Annotated in this window: 15 protein-coding genes; 10 read left to right on the plus strand and 5 right to left on the minus strand. The window is 64.0% G+C overall.

Features of this window, described 5'->3' with window-relative positions; genetic code table 11:
- The first annotated feature begins 34 nt into the window (after positions 1 to 34).
- Genes QM797_RS01120 through QM797_RS01130 form a run of 3 tightly spaced genes read left to right on the plus strand, consistent with a single transcriptional unit; the run spans position 35 to position 3,724 of the window.
- Complete coding sequence (locus QM797_RS01120) at positions 35 to 313, plus strand: sarcosine oxidase subunit delta (protein ID WP_283273299.1); 279 nt, start codon at positions 35 to 37, stop codon at positions 311 to 313.
- Positions 310 to 3,153 carry a 2Fe-2S iron-sulfur cluster-binding protein gene (locus QM797_RS01125; RefSeq protein ID WP_283273300.1) on the plus strand — a complete coding sequence of 948 codons (2,844 nt, stop codon included), beginning with the start codon at positions 310 to 312 and terminating at the stop codon, positions 3,151 to 3,153. Before QM797_RS01120 ends, QM797_RS01125 begins: the two co-directional genes overlap by 4 nt.
- A complete protein-coding gene (locus QM797_RS01130; protein ID WP_283273301.1) occupies positions 3,146 to 3,724 on the plus strand; it encodes a sarcosine oxidase subunit gamma in 579 nt (192 codons plus the stop codon). The genes QM797_RS01125 and QM797_RS01130 overlap by 8 nt, the downstream gene beginning before the upstream one ends.
- A 143-nt stretch (positions 3,725 to 3,867) precedes the next feature.
- Here the strand turns inward: QM797_RS01130 and purU are convergent, their stop codons facing one another.
- Together purU and QM797_RS01140 are read right to left on the minus strand one after the other, a co-directional pair.
- On the minus strand, positions 3,868 to 4,716 hold the full coding sequence (gene purU / locus QM797_RS01135) for a formyltetrahydrofolate deformylase (protein ID WP_283273302.1): 849 nt from the start codon (positions 4,714 to 4,716) through the stop codon (positions 3,868 to 3,870).
- A 25-nt stretch (positions 4,717 to 4,741) separates the two neighbouring features.
- Positions 4,742 to 7,207 (minus strand): GcvT family protein, encoded by a 2,466-nt coding sequence (locus QM797_RS01140; RefSeq protein WP_283273303.1) that lies wholly within the window; start codon positions 7,205 to 7,207, stop codon positions 4,742 to 4,744.
- Between the two features lie 388 nt (positions 7,208 to 7,595).
- Here QM797_RS01140 and QM797_RS01145 point away from each other — a divergent pair, with 388 nt between their 5' ends.
- The 5 genes from QM797_RS01145 to QM797_RS01165 all read left to right on the plus strand — a co-directional run bounded on the left by QM797_RS01145 (position 7,596) and on the right by QM797_RS01165 (position 11,966).
- Positions 7,596 to 7,958 carry a bifunctional 3-phenylpropionate/cinnamic acid dioxygenase ferredoxin subunit gene (locus QM797_RS01145; RefSeq protein WP_283273304.1) on the plus strand — a complete coding sequence of 121 codons (363 nt, stop codon included), beginning with the start codon at positions 7,596 to 7,598 and terminating at the stop codon, positions 7,956 to 7,958.
- Positions 7,955 to 9,118 (plus strand): NAD(P)/FAD-dependent oxidoreductase, encoded by a 1,164-nt coding sequence (locus QM797_RS01150; protein ID WP_283273305.1) that lies wholly within the window; start codon positions 7,955 to 7,957, stop codon positions 9,116 to 9,118. Before QM797_RS01145 ends, QM797_RS01150 begins: the two co-directional genes overlap by 4 nt.
- A gap of 98 nt (positions 9,119 to 9,216) precedes the next feature.
- Positions 9,217 to 10,368, plus strand: coding sequence for an aromatic ring-hydroxylating oxygenase subunit alpha (locus QM797_RS01155; protein WP_283273306.1), 1,152 nt, complete (start codon positions 9,217 to 9,219; stop codon positions 10,366 to 10,368).
- Between the two features lie 32 nt (positions 10,369 to 10,400).
- Positions 10,401 to 11,093: a GntR family transcriptional regulator gene (locus tag QM797_RS01160; RefSeq protein ID WP_283273307.1), complete on the plus strand. Its 693-nt coding sequence runs from the start codon at positions 10,401 to 10,403 to the stop codon at positions 11,091 to 11,093.
- 69 nt (positions 11,094 to 11,162) lie between these two features.
- Positions 11,163 to 11,966 (plus strand): IclR family transcriptional regulator, encoded by an 804-nt coding sequence (locus tag QM797_RS01165; protein WP_283273308.1) that lies wholly within the window; start codon positions 11,163 to 11,165, stop codon positions 11,964 to 11,966.
- Positions 11,967 to 12,013: 47 nt separating this feature from the next.
- On the opposite strand, the gene QM797_RS01170 is transcribed toward QM797_RS01165, so the two are convergent.
- Together QM797_RS01170 and QM797_RS01175 are read right to left on the minus strand one after the other, a co-directional pair.
- Positions 12,014 to 13,387: a cytochrome P450 gene (locus QM797_RS01170; RefSeq protein ID WP_283273309.1), complete on the minus strand. Its 1,374-nt coding sequence runs from the start codon at positions 13,385 to 13,387 to the stop codon at positions 12,014 to 12,016.
- 326 nt (positions 13,388 to 13,713) lie between these two features.
- Positions 13,714 to 15,327, minus strand: a complete 1,614-nt coding sequence (locus tag QM797_RS01175) for a BCCT family transporter (RefSeq protein ID WP_283273310.1) — start codon at positions 15,325 to 15,327, stop codon at positions 13,714 to 13,716.
- A 459-nt stretch (positions 15,328 to 15,786) separates the two neighbouring features.
- On the opposite strand from QM797_RS01175, the gene QM797_RS01180 reads away from it, so the two are divergent.
- Complete coding sequence (locus tag QM797_RS01180; protein ID WP_283273311.1) at positions 15,787 to 16,065, plus strand: hypothetical protein; 279 nt, start codon at positions 15,787 to 15,789, stop codon at positions 16,063 to 16,065.
- Between the two features lie 775 nt (positions 16,066 to 16,840).
- Here QM797_RS01180 and QM797_RS01185 read toward each other — a convergent pair.
- Positions 16,841 to 18,202, minus strand: a complete 1,362-nt coding sequence (locus QM797_RS01185) for an MFS transporter (protein WP_283273312.1) — start codon at positions 18,200 to 18,202, stop codon at positions 16,841 to 16,843.
- Positions 18,203 to 18,320: 118 nt separating this feature from the next.
- Between QM797_RS01185 and QM797_RS01190 the strand changes: the two genes are divergently transcribed.
- Positions 18,321 to 18,923, plus strand: a complete 603-nt coding sequence (locus QM797_RS01190; RefSeq protein WP_283273313.1) for a helix-turn-helix domain-containing protein — start codon at positions 18,321 to 18,323, stop codon at positions 18,921 to 18,923.
- The last annotated feature ends 65 nt before the right edge of the window (positions 18,924 to 18,988 follow it).

Consider the following 18,988-nt stretch of genomic DNA (forward strand, 5'->3'; position numbering starts at 1 on the left):
ACGCAGCACCCGAACGAGAAATCCTGGAGTGGCAATGCAATTGATCGAATGCCCGTGGTGCGGGAGTCGAGAAGAAACCGAGTTCCACTACGGCGGCCAGGCGCACATCGCCTACCCCGAGAATCCCTCCGCCCTCACCGACGAACAGTGGGCGCACTTCGTGTTCTTCCGCGACAACCCCAAAGGGCTCTTTGCAGAACGGTGGAGCCACAGCGCGGGCTGCAGGCGGTGGTTCAACGCCGTCCGGGACACAGCCACCTACCGAATCCACAGTGTCTATCGCCTCGACGACCCGAAGCCGGTGAACCCATGACCGCATTCCGCACCGCATCCGGCGGCCGCATCGACCGCACGAGCACCTTCGACTTCACGTTCGGCGGCTCGGCTCTGCAGGGACATCCCGGCGACACCCTGGCATCTGCGTTGCTCGCCAACGGCATTCATCAGGTCACCACCAGCATCAAGCTCGGCAGGCCCCGTGGATTCACCGCAGCATGGGCCGAGGACACCGGCGGACTCGTACAGATCGAGGAGCCGTTCCCCGAGCCCATGCTGCTCGCCACCACGATCGAGCTGTACGACGGTCTGGTCGCCCGCGGCATCCCCGGACAAGGGCGTCTCCCCGAGATCTCCGACTCCGCCAAGTACGACGCCATGCACGCCCACGCCGATCTGTTGGTCGTCGGTGCCGGCCCGGCCGGTCTGACGGCCGCCCTGGTCGCTGCACGCAGTAGCGCACGGGTCGTCATCGTCGACGATCAGAGCGAGTTCGGTGGTTCGCTGCTCGGCTCCGATGACGTCATCGACGGCCGGCCCGCACTGGACTGGGTAGTCGACGCGGTGACCGAGTTGTCGACCTTCCCCGACGTGACATTGCTGCGCCGCACCACCGCGTTCGGATCCTACGATGACGGCTTCGTCCTCGCGCTCGAGCGTCGCACCGATCACCTGGGACTGGAAGCACCTGCCGCACTGAGCCGTCAGCGCGTCTGGCGCATTCGCTCCCGCCACGTCCTGGTGGCCACCGGCGCCCACGAACGTCCGGTCGTCTTCACCGACAACGACCGCCCCGGAATCATGCTGGCGCACAGCGCACGTACGTTCTTGCATCGCTACGGCGTCACGGTGGGCACCGAGGCCGTCGTTTTCACCACCAACGACAGCGCATACAAGGCAGCCGTCGATCTGCACGACGCAGGGGTCCGCATCGCGAGCATCGTCGACGCCCGCGACAGTGCGCCCGAGTACTGGCTCGGCCTGTGCCGCGAGCGCGGCATCGAGGTACGCCCCGGGAGCGTCGTGTCCGGCACCCGCGGCGACACCCGCGTCACCCATGCACTGGTGACCGGCGCCGACGGTGCCACCGACACGGTGGGCTGCGACGTACTGCTCGTCAGTGGTGGCTGGAACCCCGCGGTGCACCTGTTCAGCCAGGCCCGCGGAAAACTGCGCTACGACGGCGAACTCGGCGCATTCGTGCCCGCGGACGACGTCGAGGGCATCAGTGTCGCCGGATCGTCATCGGGGGTCTTCGATCTGGCCGAATGCCTACGCGACGGCACCTCGGCCGCGGCAGGCGCGCTGAACCGGCTCGGCTTCGATGTGCCCGAAACCCCGCTTCCTGTAGTCGATTCCGTGCCCAGCAGCGAGTCGCTGGTGCTGTGGCGGGTGCGCGACGACGCGGGTGCCGACAGCCAGTTCGTCGACGTACAGCGCGACGCGACCGTGGCCGATCTGGTCCGCGCAGTCGGTGCCGGCATGTCGTCGATGGAACACATCAAGCGCTACACCACGATCGGTACCGCGCACGATCAGGGCAAGACCTCCGGTGTGGTGTCCTCGGGCATCGTGGCGGAACTGCTCGACAAGCCGGTGGAGAACCTGGGCACCACCACGTTCCGACCGCCATACACACCGGTGGCATTCGCGGCGTTGGCCGGACGCAATCGCGGCATGGCGTTCGACCCGGAACGGGTTACCGCAGTGCATGATTGGAACGTCGAGCGCGGCGCGATCTTCGAGGACGTCGGACAGTGGAAGCGGCCACGCTACTACCCACTTCCCGGCGAGGAGATGCACGACGCCGTGCTACGCGAGTGTGCGGCCGTGCGTTCGAGCGTCGGCATGCTCGACGGTTCGACGCTCGGCAAGATAGACGTACAGGGCCCCGATGCGGGCGTGGTGCTGGACATGTTCTACACGAACATGATGAGCACGTTGAAGGTCGGCATGGTTCGGTACGGCGTGATGTGCGGTGCCGACGGCATGGTGATCGACGACGGCACCGTGATGCGCCTGGCGAACAACCGATTCCAGGTGTTCACCACCACCGGCGGGGCAGCAGGGATGCTCGACTGGATGGAGGAGTGGCTGCAGACCGAGTGGCCGCACCTGGCGGTTCGGCTGACGTCGGTGACCGAGCAGTGGGCCACGTTCCCCGTCGTCGGACCGCGATCTCGCGATCTCGTCGGCGAGATCTTTCCCGAACTCGACGTGTCCAACGAGGCGTTCCCGTTCATGGCCTGGCGAGATGCCGCGGTCGACGGTGTGCCGGTACGTGTGGCGCGAATCAGCTTCTCCGGTGAACTCGCCTTCGAGGTGAACATCGATTCCTGGCACGCCCACGCACTGTGGTCGCGGCTGATCGACGCGGGCGAGAAGTACCACATCACCCCGTACGGCACCGAAACCATGCACGTGCTTCGGGCGGAGAAGGGCTACCCGATCGTCGGCCAGGACACTGACGGCACCGTCACCCCGCAGGACCTCGGCATGAGCTGGGCGGTGTCGAAGAAGAAGCTCGACTTCATCGGAAAGCGCTCGTTCGACCGCGCCGAGAACCGAAACCCGTTGCGCAAGCAATTCGTCGGCCTACTGCCGGTCGACCGCGAAACCGTCCTCCCGGAGGGGTCACAGATCATCGAGCACTCCGACAGCGGTGTTCTACCCGAACTTCCGGTGCCGATGCTAGGTCACGTCACGTCGAGTTACGCCAGCGCAGAATTGGGCCGCCCGTTCGGATTGGCCCTGCTCGAAGCCGGACGTGACCGACTCGGCGACATCCTGCACGTCCCGGTGGGCGACACCCTGATCGCCGTCGAAGTCACCGGCTCCGTACTCGTCGACCCGGAAGGTAACCGCCGTGATGGCTGACCGACTCGCTGCCAGAAGCCCACTCGCAGAGACTCTTCTGCCGGACTCACCTGCTGTCCGCATCGTGGAGGAGCCGTTCCTCGCCGCAGTCGACCTGTGGGTCGATCCGAACGGGCCGGGCGGTGCCGCGGCCTCGGCAGAGCTCGGCACCGAGCTCCCCGGCCCCGGCCGCGTGGCCGAGGGGACGAACACCACCTCGATCTGGTTGGGACCCGAGGAGTGGCTGGTGATCGGAGCCGGGGTCGATCCGGTCGAACTCGAACACCGTCTCGGCTCGGCCGTTCGCGCGCACCGTGGCGCGGCAACCGACGTGTCCGGTCAGCGAACCAGTTTGCGGCTGAGCGGTTCTCGGGCCCGAGATGTATTGGCGAAGGGATGCTCGATCGATCTGCACCCACGTGCCTTCCCGGCAGGGTCGACGGCGCAGACGATGCTGGCGATGGCAGGGATGATCCTCATTGCCCGCGACGACACCGGAACGGACTTTTCCATCCTCGTGCGCTCGTCGTTCGCACGCTATCTCGCAGCCTGGCTGACCGACGCGGCCGAGGAATACACCGACGGCGGCTGAATCCGACCGCTGGACACCCGGTGCCGGTGGACGTCGTGGAGTGGCCGGATCGGAACCTCACACGCCTTTTCGAGGGTGCGCGCCCGTTCTAGGAGGCTGGAACCAGCGCGCACTCTGCAGAAAGGGTGTGAGGTCCTCTCTTTTCAGCTGAAGATGACCGTCCGGTGTCCGTGCAGCAGAACGCGATTCTCGCAGTGCCAGCGGACCGCCCGCGAGAGTGCGAGTGCCTCGGCGTCCTGTCCGACGGTGGCCAGACGAAACGGGTCGTGAGTGTGATCGATGCGAATGACCTGCTGCTCGATGATCGGACCCTCGTCCAGATCGGGAGTGACGTAGTGCGCCGTCGCACCGACCTGTTTGACGCCCCGGTCGAAGGCCTGGTGGTACGGCTTCGCGCCCTTGAAGCCGGGCAGGAAGGAGTGGTGAATGTTGATTGCTTTGCCGTGCAGTGCTCGACACGTCTTGTCGGAGAGCACCTGCATATAGCGCGCCAGCACCACCAGATCCACCTCGTACTCGGCGACAAGGTCCAGCAGACGCTGTTCGGCCTCGGCCTTGGTACCCGGAGTGACGGGAACATGGACGAACGGCAGCCCGGCCGCCTCGGCCATCGGCCTCAGCACCTCGTGATTGCTGACCACGGCCACCAGTTCCCCACCGAGATTCTGTGAGCGCCAACGGAAGATCAGGTCGTTGAGGCAGTGCCCCATCTTGGACACCATGACGAGCACCCGCGGCTGACTGCACCCGTTGAATGTGTACGACATCGCGAATCGGTCGGCCAACTCACGGAAGCTCTCGGTCAACTGCTCGATGTCTGTGGTACCACTGGCCACGAAAGACGTACGAAGAAAGAACGAGCCGTCCATCGAGTCGTCGAACTGTTGATGTTCGGCGATGTCGCAGTCGTTGTCGAAGAGGAACGCACTGACGGCCCGGACGATGCCCGGCCGCCGGCCGCAGCTGAGCGTGAGGGTGAAGTTCTCGGTCATCGAATCTCCTGATACTGGTGGGTCGTCAGCTGCGGATCTTGGCCATCTCGGGGTCGACGAGAGGCTCGGCCACGACCGTGGCGGATACGAGCCGATCGAAGTATCGAATCTGTACTGCTGCGCCGGTTTCTGCACTACTGGCGGGCACCCAGGCGTAGGCGATCGGCGCACCCACGGTATGTCCGAACGAGGCGCTGGTGACGTAGCCGGCAGGTTCGCCGTCCACCAGGACCGGCTCGTGTCCGAGTACAACCGACGATCCGTCGTCGATCTGCAGGCAGACAAGCTTCCTCGAAACGGTGTCGTCGGACATCTCGAGGACGGCGTCTCGGCCCCGGAATTCGCCCTTCTGCGGGCGCACTGCGAAGCCGAGGCCGGCCTCGTATGGGTTGTGTTCGGTGGTCATGTCCGAGCCCCACGAGCGGTAGCCCTTCTCCATCCGCAGGCTGTTGAACGCGGCGCGTCCACCGGCGATGATGCCGAACTCGGAACCGCTCTGCCACAACATGTCCCAGAGTCGCTGACCGTAGTCGGCGGTGGTGTACAGCTCCCACCCGAGCTCGCCCACGTACGACAGCCGCATCGCGGTGACGGGCACTCCTCCGATCCGAACCTGCTTGCAGCGGAAGTATTTGAAGTTCTCGTTCGAAAAGTCGTCCTGGGTCAGCTTCTCGACGACCTCTCGGGCGTGCGGGCCCCACAGACCGATGCAGCACGTGGAGCCGGTGATGTCGTCGACGGTGACGCTGCCGTCGCTGGGCGCTTCGCGGCGCAGGTAGTCGAAGTCGAGATTGCCGTTGGCACCGACCTGGAATTCGTCGGCCGACAACCGCGCAACGGTGAGATCGCTTCGGATGCCGCCCTTCTCGTCCAGAGCGAGTGTGTACGTGACGGCCCCGATGGACTTGTCCATCTTTCCGGTCGTCAGCCCTTCCAGGAAGGTGAGGGCTCCCGAGCCCCGCACACGCAGCCGCTTCAGTGGAGTCATGTCGTACATGGCGACGGACGTGCGGGTCTTCCACGCCTCGGCCGCAGCGATGGTCGAATGGAACATCGAGGCCCACTCGTCACGCTTCGGCGGCTGCCATTCAGTGGGAAGCTGTTGCACCAGATCGGCATTGGCCTCGTACCAGTGCGGGCGTTCCCACCCGACGCCTTCGAGGAACACGGCACCGAGTTGGTGCTGCCGCGCATTGAAAGGGCTGACCCGAACATCACGCGGGGACAACCGCGGTTGCGAGGGATGCAGGACGTCGTAGATCTCGACGAAGTTCTGCTGCGAGGTTTCGCTGACGTATGCCGGATCGAGCTGGAAATCCTCGAATCGGTTGACGTCGCACCCGTGCAATTCGACCTCGGATCGGCCGTCGACCAACAGCTGGGCGATGGCCCTGCCGACTCCGGCCGAGTGGGTGACCCACACGGCCTCGGCGATCCAGAAGCCCTTGACGTCCGGGGATTCCCCGAGCAATGGTCCGCCGTCCGGGGTGAACGAGAAGACTCCGTTGAAGCCGTGGTCGATCTTGGCAGTCTCGAGGCATGGCAGCAGCAGCTTGGACTGCTCCCACGATGGCGCGAAATCCTCCTGCGTGAAATCGAGCATGGACGGCATTGCCTCGTCGGACACACCGTCGCCGCCGGGCAGGGATTTGGTGTCGACGGGCATCGGGCGGTGGGCGTAGGAGCCGATGCCGAGGCGGTCGACGTGCTCGCGGAAGTACAGGTCCTGATCCTGGTGCCGGAGGATAGGGAGGCCGGCCTCGGCCACTTCGGTGTTGCGTCCCACCAGTTCCGGGATCTGGTCGGTCTTGGCGTACTGGTGCGCCAGAGGCAGCAGCGGCACTTTCATGCCTACCAGCTCGCCCACGTCCGCGCCCCAGAAGCCGGCGCAAGAGACCACGATGTCGGCCTCGATCACGCCCTGGTCGGTCGCCACACCGGTTACTCGTCCACCCGTCTGTTCGATTCCGACTACCTTCGTGGAACCACGGAAGACGGCTCCACGCGATTCTGCGCGGCGGGTGAGGGCCACGACAGCGCGGGACGCCTTCGCGAGACCGTCGGTCTCGACGTACAGACCGCCGAGAACACGCGAACGATCGAGCAGCGGATGCAGTTTGGCGCATTCGGACGGGTCGATGACCGATCCTTCGATGCCCCAGGACGTGGCCCACCCCTGTTTGCGATGCAGATCGGCCAGCCGCTCCTCGGTGGTCGCCACTTCGAGGCCACCGAGCTGGTTGAAGCACCACTGCCCGTCCACTTCGAGGCCCATGAACTTCTCGACCGTATACCGGGCGAGTTCGGTCATGGTCTTGGATGCATTGGTCTGAAACACCAAACCCGGTGCGTGCGAGGTGGATCCACCCGTGAGAGGTAGCGGCCCCTGATCGAGGACGGTGACGCGATCCCAACCGCGCGCGGTGAGCTCGTCGGCCACGTTGGTACCGACGATGCCGGCACCGATGATGACAACTCTCGGTGAACCCATGGTGGTCCTTCCGTATCGGGGTGGAGAGATCGAGCTCGACCGAGACGACGAACGGCCTGCACGACAACTAACCATAGATTGATATATCAACAGTATGGTCTCGGTTGGGCATGGTCAACCCGCAACGGCGACCTCGACTCCGTGCGCGGGGGTTCTCCGTCCCCTGCCCGCGTCGCCTACCGGAGCGACCTCACACTGAGCGACAGTTCGTTGTACGTGCTTATCACCTGTTCAGCGTGCACCAGGTGCGGTGTGTCCGAATCTCGTTACATCGTGTTTCGCAGGGGTGAAAACTGCCGTCTCCTATTGACACGCTCTCGTGGCGATGTCCACACTGTTGTTGCGGTGAGTAGAACGTGTTCCGCATGGCAATACAGAAGGGATCCGAATGCTCGAGGTGTGTCCCTTGGCCGACCTCCCCGGCGGCGAAGCCGTGCGCGTCGGCACCACCCCTCCGGTGGCGGTGTTCCACACCGAGGACGGCCAGCTCTTCGCGATCGACGACACCTGTACGCATCAGGACGCGTCGCTCGCCGATGGGTGGCTGGAGGGATGCGCGGTCGAATGTCCGCTGCACGCGTCCACGTTCGACCTGCGCACCGGTGCCGTCGACGCTCCCCCCGCGAAGTTGCCGGTTCGTACGCACACCGTCGTCGTCGACAACGGGGTGATCTACATCGAGCTGAGTACCGCAACCCCCAATCTTCCGCCCGACGTTCGTGGCCGTTTGGCCGCCGAGAGGCATTCGTGAAAAGCGTGACCATCGTCGGGGCCTCCCTGGCGGGCCTGTGCTCGGCGCGCGCCTTGCGGGCGGCCGGGTTCGACGGCTCGGTCACCGTCGTCGGTGCCGAGAACCACCGACCCTACGATCGCCCACCGCTGTCGAAGGAATACCTGGCCGGCGATGTCGACGCGAGCACCCTCGCGCTCGAACCCGAGGACGAGAACCTCGATGCCACCTGGATTCTCGGCCGTACGGCCACCGCACTCGACGGCTCGCGTCGCACCGTCACCCTCGACAACGGTGCCGAACTCACGTCCGACGGCGTCATCCTGGCCACCGGCTCGCGCGCGCGATCGCTTCGCGGCACCGACCATCTCTCCGGTGTGCACGTTCTACGAACTATCGACGATGCCGATCGGCTGCGTGCAGAACTCGCGCCGGGCGCGCGTCTGGTCGTCATCGGCGCAGGCTTCATAGGAGCCGAAGTAGCCTCCACCGCAAGGAAACTGGGACTCGACGTCACCGTCGTCGAAGCCGCACCGTCGCCGCTCACCGGGCCTCTCGGTGCACGATTGGGCAGTGCCGTGGGCAATCTGCACCGCGACAACGGCACCACACTGATCTGCGGGATCGCCGTCGACGGGCTGAGCGGCACCGACGGAGTGACGGGCGTACGACTCGCCGATGGACGACTCCTCGAAGCCGACGTCGTGGTCGTCGGCATCGGCGGAATCCCCAACATCGACTGGCTCCGTACCAGCGGGCTGGCACTCGGTAACGGGATACTGTGCGACGGCGGCGGCGCGACCGCCCTGCCGGGGGTGGTGGCAGTCGGCGACTGCGCCGCATGGCTCGATCCGAGCGGTACCCATCGGCGCGTCGAACATTGGGCCGGCGCGGCCGAAAGACCCACCGTCGCAGTAGCCACATTGCTCGCCGGCAGCTACGGCGGCCAGCACGTCAAGCCCCCGTACTTCTGGTCCGACCAGTACGGGTCTCGCATTCAGTTCGCTGGAACGGCAGGACCGGACAGCGAATGCACGATCGAGGAGGGTTCACCCGAACTCGGCAGCTTCCTCGCCGTGTATCGATCCGACGGACTTCCGGTCGGCGTACTCGGTGTCAATCAGGTTCGGTTGTTCACCCGCTGGCGTCGACAACTCTCGGCTCCGGCTCGAGCGGTCTGACATCCACCACAGACTCCAAGAGCCGACCGTCGTAATCACCATCCCAGTTGACGTCTCGTCACCGATCCGCCAAGATCGGCCACGTACGGAGGACCGAAGTGACCACCATCCCCGACACCACGCCGCCCGCAACTTCTCTTCCCCTGCCCGAGAGTCTGATCTCCACCCTCCCCGGTCGCTACTACACCGATCCGGCCATCTTCGAGCTCGAGCAGGAGAAGATTTTCGAGGAGCTGTGGATCTGCGCGGTCCGTGCTGCGGATCTGGACAAGCCCGGTGCCTTCCGTACCGTGCAGATCGGCCGCGAAAGCGTCATCGTCACGCGTACGCGCACCGGCGCGATCAAGGCCTACCTCAATGTCTGTGCGCACCGCGGTGCGCGAATCTGTATGGAGGACAAGGGCGAGGTCAAGCGATCGTTCCAGTGTCCGTACCACGCCTGGACGTACGACCTCGACGGAAAGCTCATCGCTGCACCGAATCTCACCAAGATGCCCGATATCGACCGGGTTCGCTACGGCCTGTCGTCGGTGTCCGTCGAGGAGTGGCTCGGCTACGTCTGGGTCAACCTCAGCGACAACCCGGCGTCTTTCGATACGACTGTGGTGCAGGACATCCGCGACCGACTCGGTGACGTCGAGTCGATCGATCGCTACAAGATCGAAGATCTGGGCCTGGGCCGGCGCGTGAGCTACAACGTCAATGCCAACTGGAAGCTCATCATCGAGAACTTCATGGAGTGCTACCACTGCGCCACCATCCACCCGGAGCTCACCGAGGTGCTTCCGGAATTCGCCGACGGCTATGCCGCCCAGTACTACGTGGGTCACGGAGCCGAATTCGGGGAGTCGGTCAAGGGATTCACGCTCGACGGTTCCGAGGGACACGACTCGATTCCTGGCATCGCGCCCGAACAGGACAGGCGCTACTACGCCATCACCGTCAGGCCGCAGGTGTTCGTCAACCTCGTCCCTGATCACGTGATCATCCATCGGATGTATCCGCTCGCCGCCGATCGCACTCTGGTGGAATGCGATTGGCTGTACCTGCCCGGCGTCGTTGCCTCGGGACGGGATCTGCAGAAATCGGTAGAACTGTTCCATCGAGTGAACCTGCAGGACTTCGAGGCGTGCGAACGATGCCAGCCCGCCATGAGCTCCCGCAAGTACCGCGACGGCGGAGTCCTCGTCGGCAGCGAGCACCACATCGGCGTCTTCCACGAATGGCTGAAGAACCGCATCGAGGGCTGATCGAGGTCGAGGTCTCGATAGGATCGACAACTATGAGTGTCGAGGTCGTATCGTCTGGCCCTCCCGAATCTTCGGGGGTACCCGTCGATCCGGGGGCGACCATGGCGGACATCGCCTATGCGGCGATTCGCGACAAACTGGTGATGTTGACGATCAAGCCTGGCGACGCCGTCGTCGAATCGGCCTTGTCCGCCGAACTCGGAGTCGGTCGCACCCCGGTCCGCGAGGCGCTCAAGAGGCTCGAGTACGAGCGACTTGTCGTTTCACACGCCCGGCGAGGCACCTTTGCAACCTCTGTCGACGTCGCCGATCTGGGCGACATCTCCGAGATTCGCCGACGGCTCGAGCCGCTGGCGGCAGCGAAGGCCGCCGTCGCCGCCTCTGCGACGCAACGTCAGCTTCTCTTGGGGATGGCCGACCGCACCGACAAGTTCGAGGCTGCGCCGCCGAGCCGATACGACCTGATCGAGTGGGACGCGGAGGTGCATCGCACGGTGTACCGGCTCACATCGAACCCCATTCTCGAAGATGCATTGATTCGGTACAACAATCTCGCCACCCGCATCTTCTGGTTGTTGCTCGATCGACTGCCCCCGCTGGCCGATCACGTGGGTACTCACGCCGCAATGCTTCGGGCGATCGCGGCCGGGGACGCCGAGGACGCGGCAGCGATCGCCCGAGCCCATGTGACCGAGTTCGACGAGGCCGTTCGAGCCGTCATCTAGTCCCCCCTCGAGTGCTGCAGTCCGCGGGGGGACACCGCTGGTGACAAGCTGTTACGTATAGTCACGGGAGTGGCCAGCGACGATTCGACCCGTGCCCCGGAGGGTGGCGTCCAATCCGTCGACCGCGCATTTCGGGTGCTCGAGGTCGTGGCGCGGCTCGGGGAGGCGGGTGTCAGCGCCATCGCCACCGAGATCGGTGTGCACAAGTCCACTGTGTCGAGGCTGCTGGCGTCGCTGGAAGAACACGACATGGTGATGCAAACACACAATCGCGGCAAGTATCGGCTCAGCCTCGGGGTTCTCCGGCTTGCCGCCGCCGTGCCCGAGCGCTTGGAGATCACCGAATACGGCCACGCCGTGTGCGAACGCCTCGCCGGAAAGCTCGGGGAGACAGTGAATATCGCTGTGCTGCGGGCTGATACAGCCGTGCACCTGGATCAGGCTCGCGGTCCCAGTTCGGTCGGAACCCACAACTGGATCGGGGAACAGACTCCCCTGCACGCCACCGCAAGCGGCAAGGTACTGCTCGCCGCGCTGGATGCCGACACCCGTAGGAACCTCGTCGATTCGCTCGACCTGCGCCGCTACACCGAGCACACACTCACCACCAAGGCCGGTCTGACGGCCGAACTCGAGGCCGCGGTGTCCCTCGGGTACGCAGTCGTCGTCGAAGAATACGAGACCGGACTCAATGCCATCGCTGCTCCGGTTCTCGACTACACCGGCAAGACGACTGCGGCACTGAGCGTCTCCGGTCCGGTATATCGCTTCGACGAAACCCGCATGCGGGCCATCGTCCCGGATGTGTTGGCCGCGACAGCCGAGATCAGCGAGAACATGGGCTACCGCGAATCGTTCATTCCCTCCGCCTGATCGCGATCTGCTCGATGGTGCGGCCGGTCACCGATACGGGAGGCTCGTCAGGTGCGAAGTACGACGACGAGGCCGTGTTCGGAGGCAGTGTGAATCGGATACCCGTTGTCGGGCTGCGTCGGGTCGAGGTGCGCGTTCGGGTATGCACGCAAGAAAGCTGCGACGAACGTAGCGACCATCGACGTAGCGAACGATCTTCCCGGACACGACCTCGGTCCCTTACCGAACGGCAGCACCGACGGTGCGGTGTCCTCGGCCGAATGTGTCAGCAGCCGAGCAGGATCGAACGTCGGCCCACCGAGCGCATGTATGGCATGGATGTTAGGCATTATCAACGTGTTTCGATGAAGCCGTATCTCTCGGTCGCCGACGCTCAGGTCGAAGTCCTCGATGACCCGACCGTTGAAGACCGACCCAGGGGTATCGACGCGCATCGCCTCCATCACACATGCGCGGACAACCGCAGACGCATCCACAGCGTCGGAATCGACCGCAGCGATGCGCGCCTTCCAACTCGTGTTCACTGGAGCCAGAACATGTTTCAGCGTCGCGAGAATGGAGGTACGAGTGGTGTCCACCGCCGCGACGAACGATGTCGCGGTGTCGTCACGGATGATGCCCGGGGAGAATCCGGAGGCCCGGTGCAGAAGTTCCAGGCGGCCGGCAATCGTAGAGTCCGGCGACCGATTCGACATCCGCGACATGTGCTGCCGCAGTGCGCGTGTATTCAACCGCATCAGGCGCTGCTCACGCGTGAATGCGATGTGCTGGAGCCTCGGCTCCACCCTCATCGCGTAGGTATTCGCGAACTTACGCAACCGCAGAAAGTTCTCGTAGAGTGCCTCGGCGAACGGGAGGCTGCGCGTCTGTCCGTCCCGGTCGACGTACCGCACCGGCGTCGAAGCGGCTTCACCCCACATCGCGTCGGCGACGGCCTCCCGAACGCAGACCGTGACGAGTGGACGCAGGTCGAGACCGGCCAAATCATCGACTGCAGGCAGATGGCGGTCCATTGCACGCTGAGTTGCCTCCAGCGCGGACGTCGAACCGGTCGCCACCACGAGGTTTCTCTTGCGCTCCTTGAAGTCGGCTCGCCTTCCCGAGGCAAAAGTGATGGCATCGGGGCTCAGCTGGCCGAACGAATGGCGAGCGGCAGTGTCGCGATCGATGCGAACGCCTGCGACCTTGGGATTGACTATCACGTCGATCGCCCGACGGGACACCGCATACAACTGCACGCGACTGCCACGCCACGTCCCGATGAAATCCGACTCGCCGTCGCCGATGAAGAGATGATCTCGCGCCAGTTTGAGGTCGAAAGCTCCGGACACCGTGCGTTCGGACGACAGCGGTAGGAGCCCACCCATGAAGTGGATACCCTGCTCTTCGTAGCTGGAGCGCATCGCGAACACCGATCTCATGTCATCACGGCTCCTCGAGATTCCTCTGTGCGCCCACTGCTCACGCAAGCGTAATCCCACTTCGGATCACGCAAGGTAATTACACATACTGTGCTTCAGGACCACCGGAATCACGGCGCTGAATCTGGACCATCCCCGACGGATCGTGTCTGCTCGGAGTCACCGTGTACGACATCGGCTTCTGGTGGGTCATGTCGACGACTGTTGCCCTGTGCATTCTGCACGAACTTCTGTGGGCCCTGTTGAACCGCACCACGTCTCCCGAGAGCTGACACAAAAAGCCCCGAACCGCATTGCTGCAGTTCGGGGCTCCATCTCGTGCGGCCTTAGGTGACCTTGTCTTTCTTGCGTCGAGGTGGCGGAGTAAGAATCATCGGATCGTTGCTGAGGTCCCGGTACAGCGAGACGCACAGACCGATCATGACGACCACGAAAGGTGCTGCGGCGATGATGGTCATCGTTTGCAGCCCGTTGAGTGCGTCGGAACCGCCGGTCCACAGGATGATCGCCGCGGTTGCGCCCGTCAGCGTGCCCCAGAACACGACGACCCACTTGCTCGGCTCGAGCGTTCCGCGCTGCGACAGTGATCCCATCACCATCGACGCCGCATCCGCACCGGAGACGAAGAAGATGCCGACGAGCACCATGACGAGAACGGTCGAAATGCCGAACAGGGGCAGGTTTTCGAGCATTCCGAACAGCTGTGACTCAGTGCTGTCGCGGGTCGCGAGGTCGATTCCGTCCTGCTGTTCACCGATACCGGCACCGCCGAAGATTGCGAACCACACCAACGACACCGCACTCGGGATCAGGATGACACCGACGATGAATTCACGGATGGTGCGGCCACGGCTGATGCGCGCCAGGAACATTCCGACGAACGGGGTCCAGGAGATCCACCACGCCCAGTAGAAGATGGTCCAGGACGAGAGCCACGAGGCCGTCTCGGGATCCGAGTTCGCTGCGGACCGGGCGGACATGTCGAACAGTTGAGACGCGTAGTCGCCGATACTGGTCGGAATAATGTTGAGGATGAACACCGTCGGGCCGACGACGAACACGAAGATGGCGAGGACCAGCGCAAGCACCATGTTGGTGTTGGAGAGCCACTGGATGCCTTTGGAGACACCGGAGACCGCCGACGCAACGAACGCCAGCGTCAACAACGCGACGATGGCGACGAGCAACAGGGTGCCGCTCTCACCGATCCAGCCGACCACCTCGAAGCCGGAACCGATCTGCAGCGCACCGAGTCCCAGTGATGCCGCAGTTCCGAACAGCGTCGCAAAGATGGCCAAGATGTCGATGACCTTGCCGATCGGGCCCTCGGCGCGGCGACCTATCAAGGGAATGAACGCGGAGCTGATGAGCTGCTTGCGCCCACGGCGGTACGTGCCGTAGGCGATTGCCAGGCCCATCACCGCGTAGATGGACCACGGATGCAGGCTCCAGTGGAACATGGTGGTGGCCATCGCTGTTCCGACACCACCGTCCGTTCCCGGAGGCGGTGTGACGAAGTGTGTCAGTGGCTCGGAGACGCCGTAGAACATCAGGCCGATGCCCATCCCGGCACTGAACATCATGGCGATCCAGCTGACGGTTTTGAATTCCGGCTTCTCGCCGTCTGCTCCGAGCGGGATACGTCCGAACTTGGATACGGCCAGGTACAGCGAGAAGATCACGAAACCGGTGGCGGCGAGGATGAAGAGCCAGCCGAGGTTGGTCACGAGCCAGTTCAGCGTCGACGACGTGACGGACTCGAGGTTGTCGGGTTTCGCCAGTCCCCACGCGATGATGGCAACCACGACCGCGGCTGCGACACCGAAAACTACTCTGTCGAGTCGAGGTGGGCGGACAGACGACGTCCCGCTTTGCCCGGCGTCGACCTCGTGACGGTCGGGGTCGGGTGAATCGACCGGTATGTGCGTTCGGGAAGTCATAGACATCTTAGATAACGCCGTATTTGCCCTGTTGGCAACTCCAACCCCTGGCCCCGCCTCGGATACGACCTGGAATTCGAGCCGGACCGTCGACCGAAGTCTTCGCTGTTCCGACCCCTGACCTCACCGGATCGACTCCACACCATCAACGGGCCACCGTGACTCCACACAGACCCCTGATCTGCGGTTTCGCGGCTCGCGAAGGCACAGCAATTCGGGTGGAATCACGCAGAACGACGCCGCAGCATCGATCGGTTCGGGTGGCCTCGATCGTGAGGAGCGCTGAGGTTCACAACAGCGCGGCTTTGGGTTGCGTTTCACTTCCGGCCGCACACGTCGGTCCGACCGCGCATGTTGCATCACTGCCACCGCCCGGCTATAGGTCACTACTATGAAGTCGTCGTCGGCTTCCCGCGAAAACAAGCCGGAACAGTGCTGGTGCACTCGATAGGAGATGTGATGATGCGCAAGTCCGCTCCTCAGTCGATGTTTCGCGACGGGGCTGGAAGCCTGGCGTTGGTGGCAGGCATCGTGGCGGTCATTTGCGCATTCGTGCCGTTCGTCGGAGACTTCGTGACCATCCCGACCGGACTCGTCGCCGTGATCAGTGGCTGGATCGGTCTCGGCCGCGCGGTCGATGGCGACGCGTCCAACGGTCGTGAAGCTGTGATCGGTGCGGCGCTCGGGGGTGCCGGGTTGTTCATCGTGTTTCTGACATTCGCGGCCTCGTCCATGTGATCGAACGACCATCGGTGCCGGCGCTGACTTCAGTAAGTCCAGCGAAGGCCGAGTGTCATCGCGAGGTCGGTCACTTGCCGGGCCAACGGTCCGCGGTATACGACTTCGCCGTCCCGCGCGTCGCCAGAATTCAATGTGCAACGAAAAAGCCCCGAACCGCATCTCTGCAGTTCGGGGCTTCTTTTCCTGTGCGCCCGAAGGGATTCGAACCCCTAACCTCCTGGTAGTAACTCACACGGTTTCGCGGACCGGTTTGGATCCGTGTACACCCCCCTGAGCTGCCGATTCAGGAGTTAAAGTGTCCGCCCAAGTTCAGGTGGGACCATCCGAACCGAGATCAAAGTGTTGAGTAAGTGTTGAGCGAGTTCCGGGGTCGAGCGTCTTCCGAAGTCTGACGGAGTCCATCGACGTCGGCCCGGTAGACAAAGACCGTTGTCACCTGGGCTGGGCGGTTCCGACTGGTCGCTGCAGCGACGAGCACGCAGGTCCGACCATGGAGCAGGTGACTGCAAAGATCAACACCTTTGTCGACGTGCGAACACGAAGTCCTCTGGCACGCCCGACGTAAACGTCAGTTTCCGCACCTGGCCTCGTAGGCTCGGCCGACCCTGATCCAGCTGTGACATGTGGCGGCGAAGACCGGGGGCAGTTTCGTTTCACAACGGTCGGCAGCTGTCGATGGGCCGACCGGTCAACGCTGCCCCGGTTGTACCGCCCACGACGATAGGCAGTGATTCCCCTGCCTTCGGCTAGTCAGACATTCGGAAGTGCGCTTTTACGTGCGCATCGTTGCCGGGGCACCGCGCCCGGCCGTCCATCCGCACAACGTCAGCGGGATCATCACCGCGAGAAGCACGACGAGCGGTGTGGTCCACGAACCGGTGGCGCCGTGTATCGCGCCCGCGGTGATCGGCCCCAGAGCCGCAACGAGGTAGCCGATCGATTGGGCCATGGTCGACAGGCTCGTCGCCGTCGACGTGTCCGGGGCCCGAAGGTTGATCAGTGTCAGGGCCAGCGAAAGCTGGCCTCCCTGCCCGAGTCCGAGCAGGATCGCCCACACCACCGCCAGACCCACTCCCCCGCCGAGAACGCCGATCAATCCCGCGACGGACAACGCGACGACGGCCACCGCGAGCCCACGTTGTCGACGGAACCGAGCTGCGACCACGGGGACGGTGAGCGCTGTGGCGATACTCGAAACCGATAGCACAGTCAGCAACAAACCAGCACTTTCCGCTGTCTGGCCGCGGTCTCGGTAGATCGTGGGGAGCCACGCGATCATCGAATAGGCCAACAGAGATTGCAGTCCCATGAAACCGGTGACCGCCCATGCCGTCGGCGACCGCAGCACGCCGCCCTCCCACCCAGGAGCGGAAGGCCGTGGCGTGGAAGGGCGGGCCGTGGAAGGCGGAGCCGTGACCGCCGCCTCGTGGTCGGCGCCGCGGTGATACCGCCACGCCACCAACGCCATCGCCGCGACCGCGAACACGGACGGGACCGCCCAGGCCACGAGTGTTATTCGCCAGCTGTGGAACACGGACGTGTCGAGCGGGATCGTCACACCGGACGCAATGCCCGCACTTGCACTGACCAGTGCCGTGAACAACCCCGTCATCACTCCGAGCCGGTGCGGGAAGAGCAGGCGAATCAGAATTGGGCCGAGAACGTTCGCCACCGCGATACCCACCCCGGCCAGCAGCGTCCCGAACACGAGGACCGGCCATCCCGCAACGCCCCGCAGAGCCGTACCAACGAGCACCAGCATCAGGCACCCCGTCAACACTGCAGGAACGGACCATCTGCGGACCGCACGAGTCGCGGCGACAGCGAACACGCCGAGGCACACGACCGGACCGGTGGTCAGCAGCGCGGCAGATCCGGCGCCGAGGCCATACGCACCACGGATCTCGACGATCATCGCCGACGCGCTACCGAAGACCAGACGAAGATTCAGGCCCAGCAACACGATCGCCACCACCGCGGCTCCCACACCCACGACCGACAAGGGTGTTCTCGCTTGTACTGCCGGGGGTTCACCGAGCGGTCGTTGCGCGTCGATATCGGTCACTTCTACTCCGTCCCTGATCGCCACCGGATCCATGTTCGGGCCGGCGACGTTCGTATCGTTCGTGGGCACACCGAATAGCTTGTCCCGAAACGACCATCGCAGTAGGCCGGAAAGAAAACAACCCCATGGGCAATATTGATGACCCATGGGGCAAACTCCCGGATTCTTCTTGGGTAAAGTTCGTGCCATGTCCGCCCACCCCACCGACGAGAACTGGATCGGACGCCGGATCGCGAGCCTTCGACGCGAACGAGGCTGGACCCTCGCAGTCGTGGGTCAGAGGGTCGGCTTGTCGACCACGCAGCTCTCTCGGATCGAGTCGGGTGGTCGACAGTCATCGGTGGGCACACTCATCGAGCTCGCGCGCGTGTTTGAGATGTCGTTGAGTGAACTCGTTGCCCAAGAGCCGGCTCAGACGTTTCATCTGGTGCGCGCCGGAGATCACGCGCCCTACGACTCCGCCAACGGTGCGATGACGCCCCTGTCCGGACACTATCCGGGAATCAGTGCAGTCCTGTTGACCATCCAGCCGTCCTCGGACGCCCCCACCGCTCACCACTCCGGAGAAGAATGGCTCTACATTCTCCACGGCTCGGTCGAGGTGAGCATCGGGAATGAGCGCGTCCACCTCGAATCGGGTGATGCCCTGCACTTCCCATCGGCGCACGCCCATTCCGTCCGCGGACTCGGTGACGGACCCACACGTGCCCTGCTCGTGTCCACCGCCTCAAATCTGCAAGAGGCAAGTACTCACCTACCGCCCGCAAACCCGGACGCTTCGCGTTCCTGACAGAGCCCATCGCCACGTCGATCGCGGTTCGCCGAAAATCGGCGAGGAGATTCGAAGCTAGTCCG

Origin of the sequence: Rhodococcus sp. IEGM 1381, from assembly GCF_030056795.1 — a bacterium.
Lineage (GTDB): Bacteria > Actinomycetota > Actinomycetes > Mycobacteriales > Mycobacteriaceae > Rhodococcoides.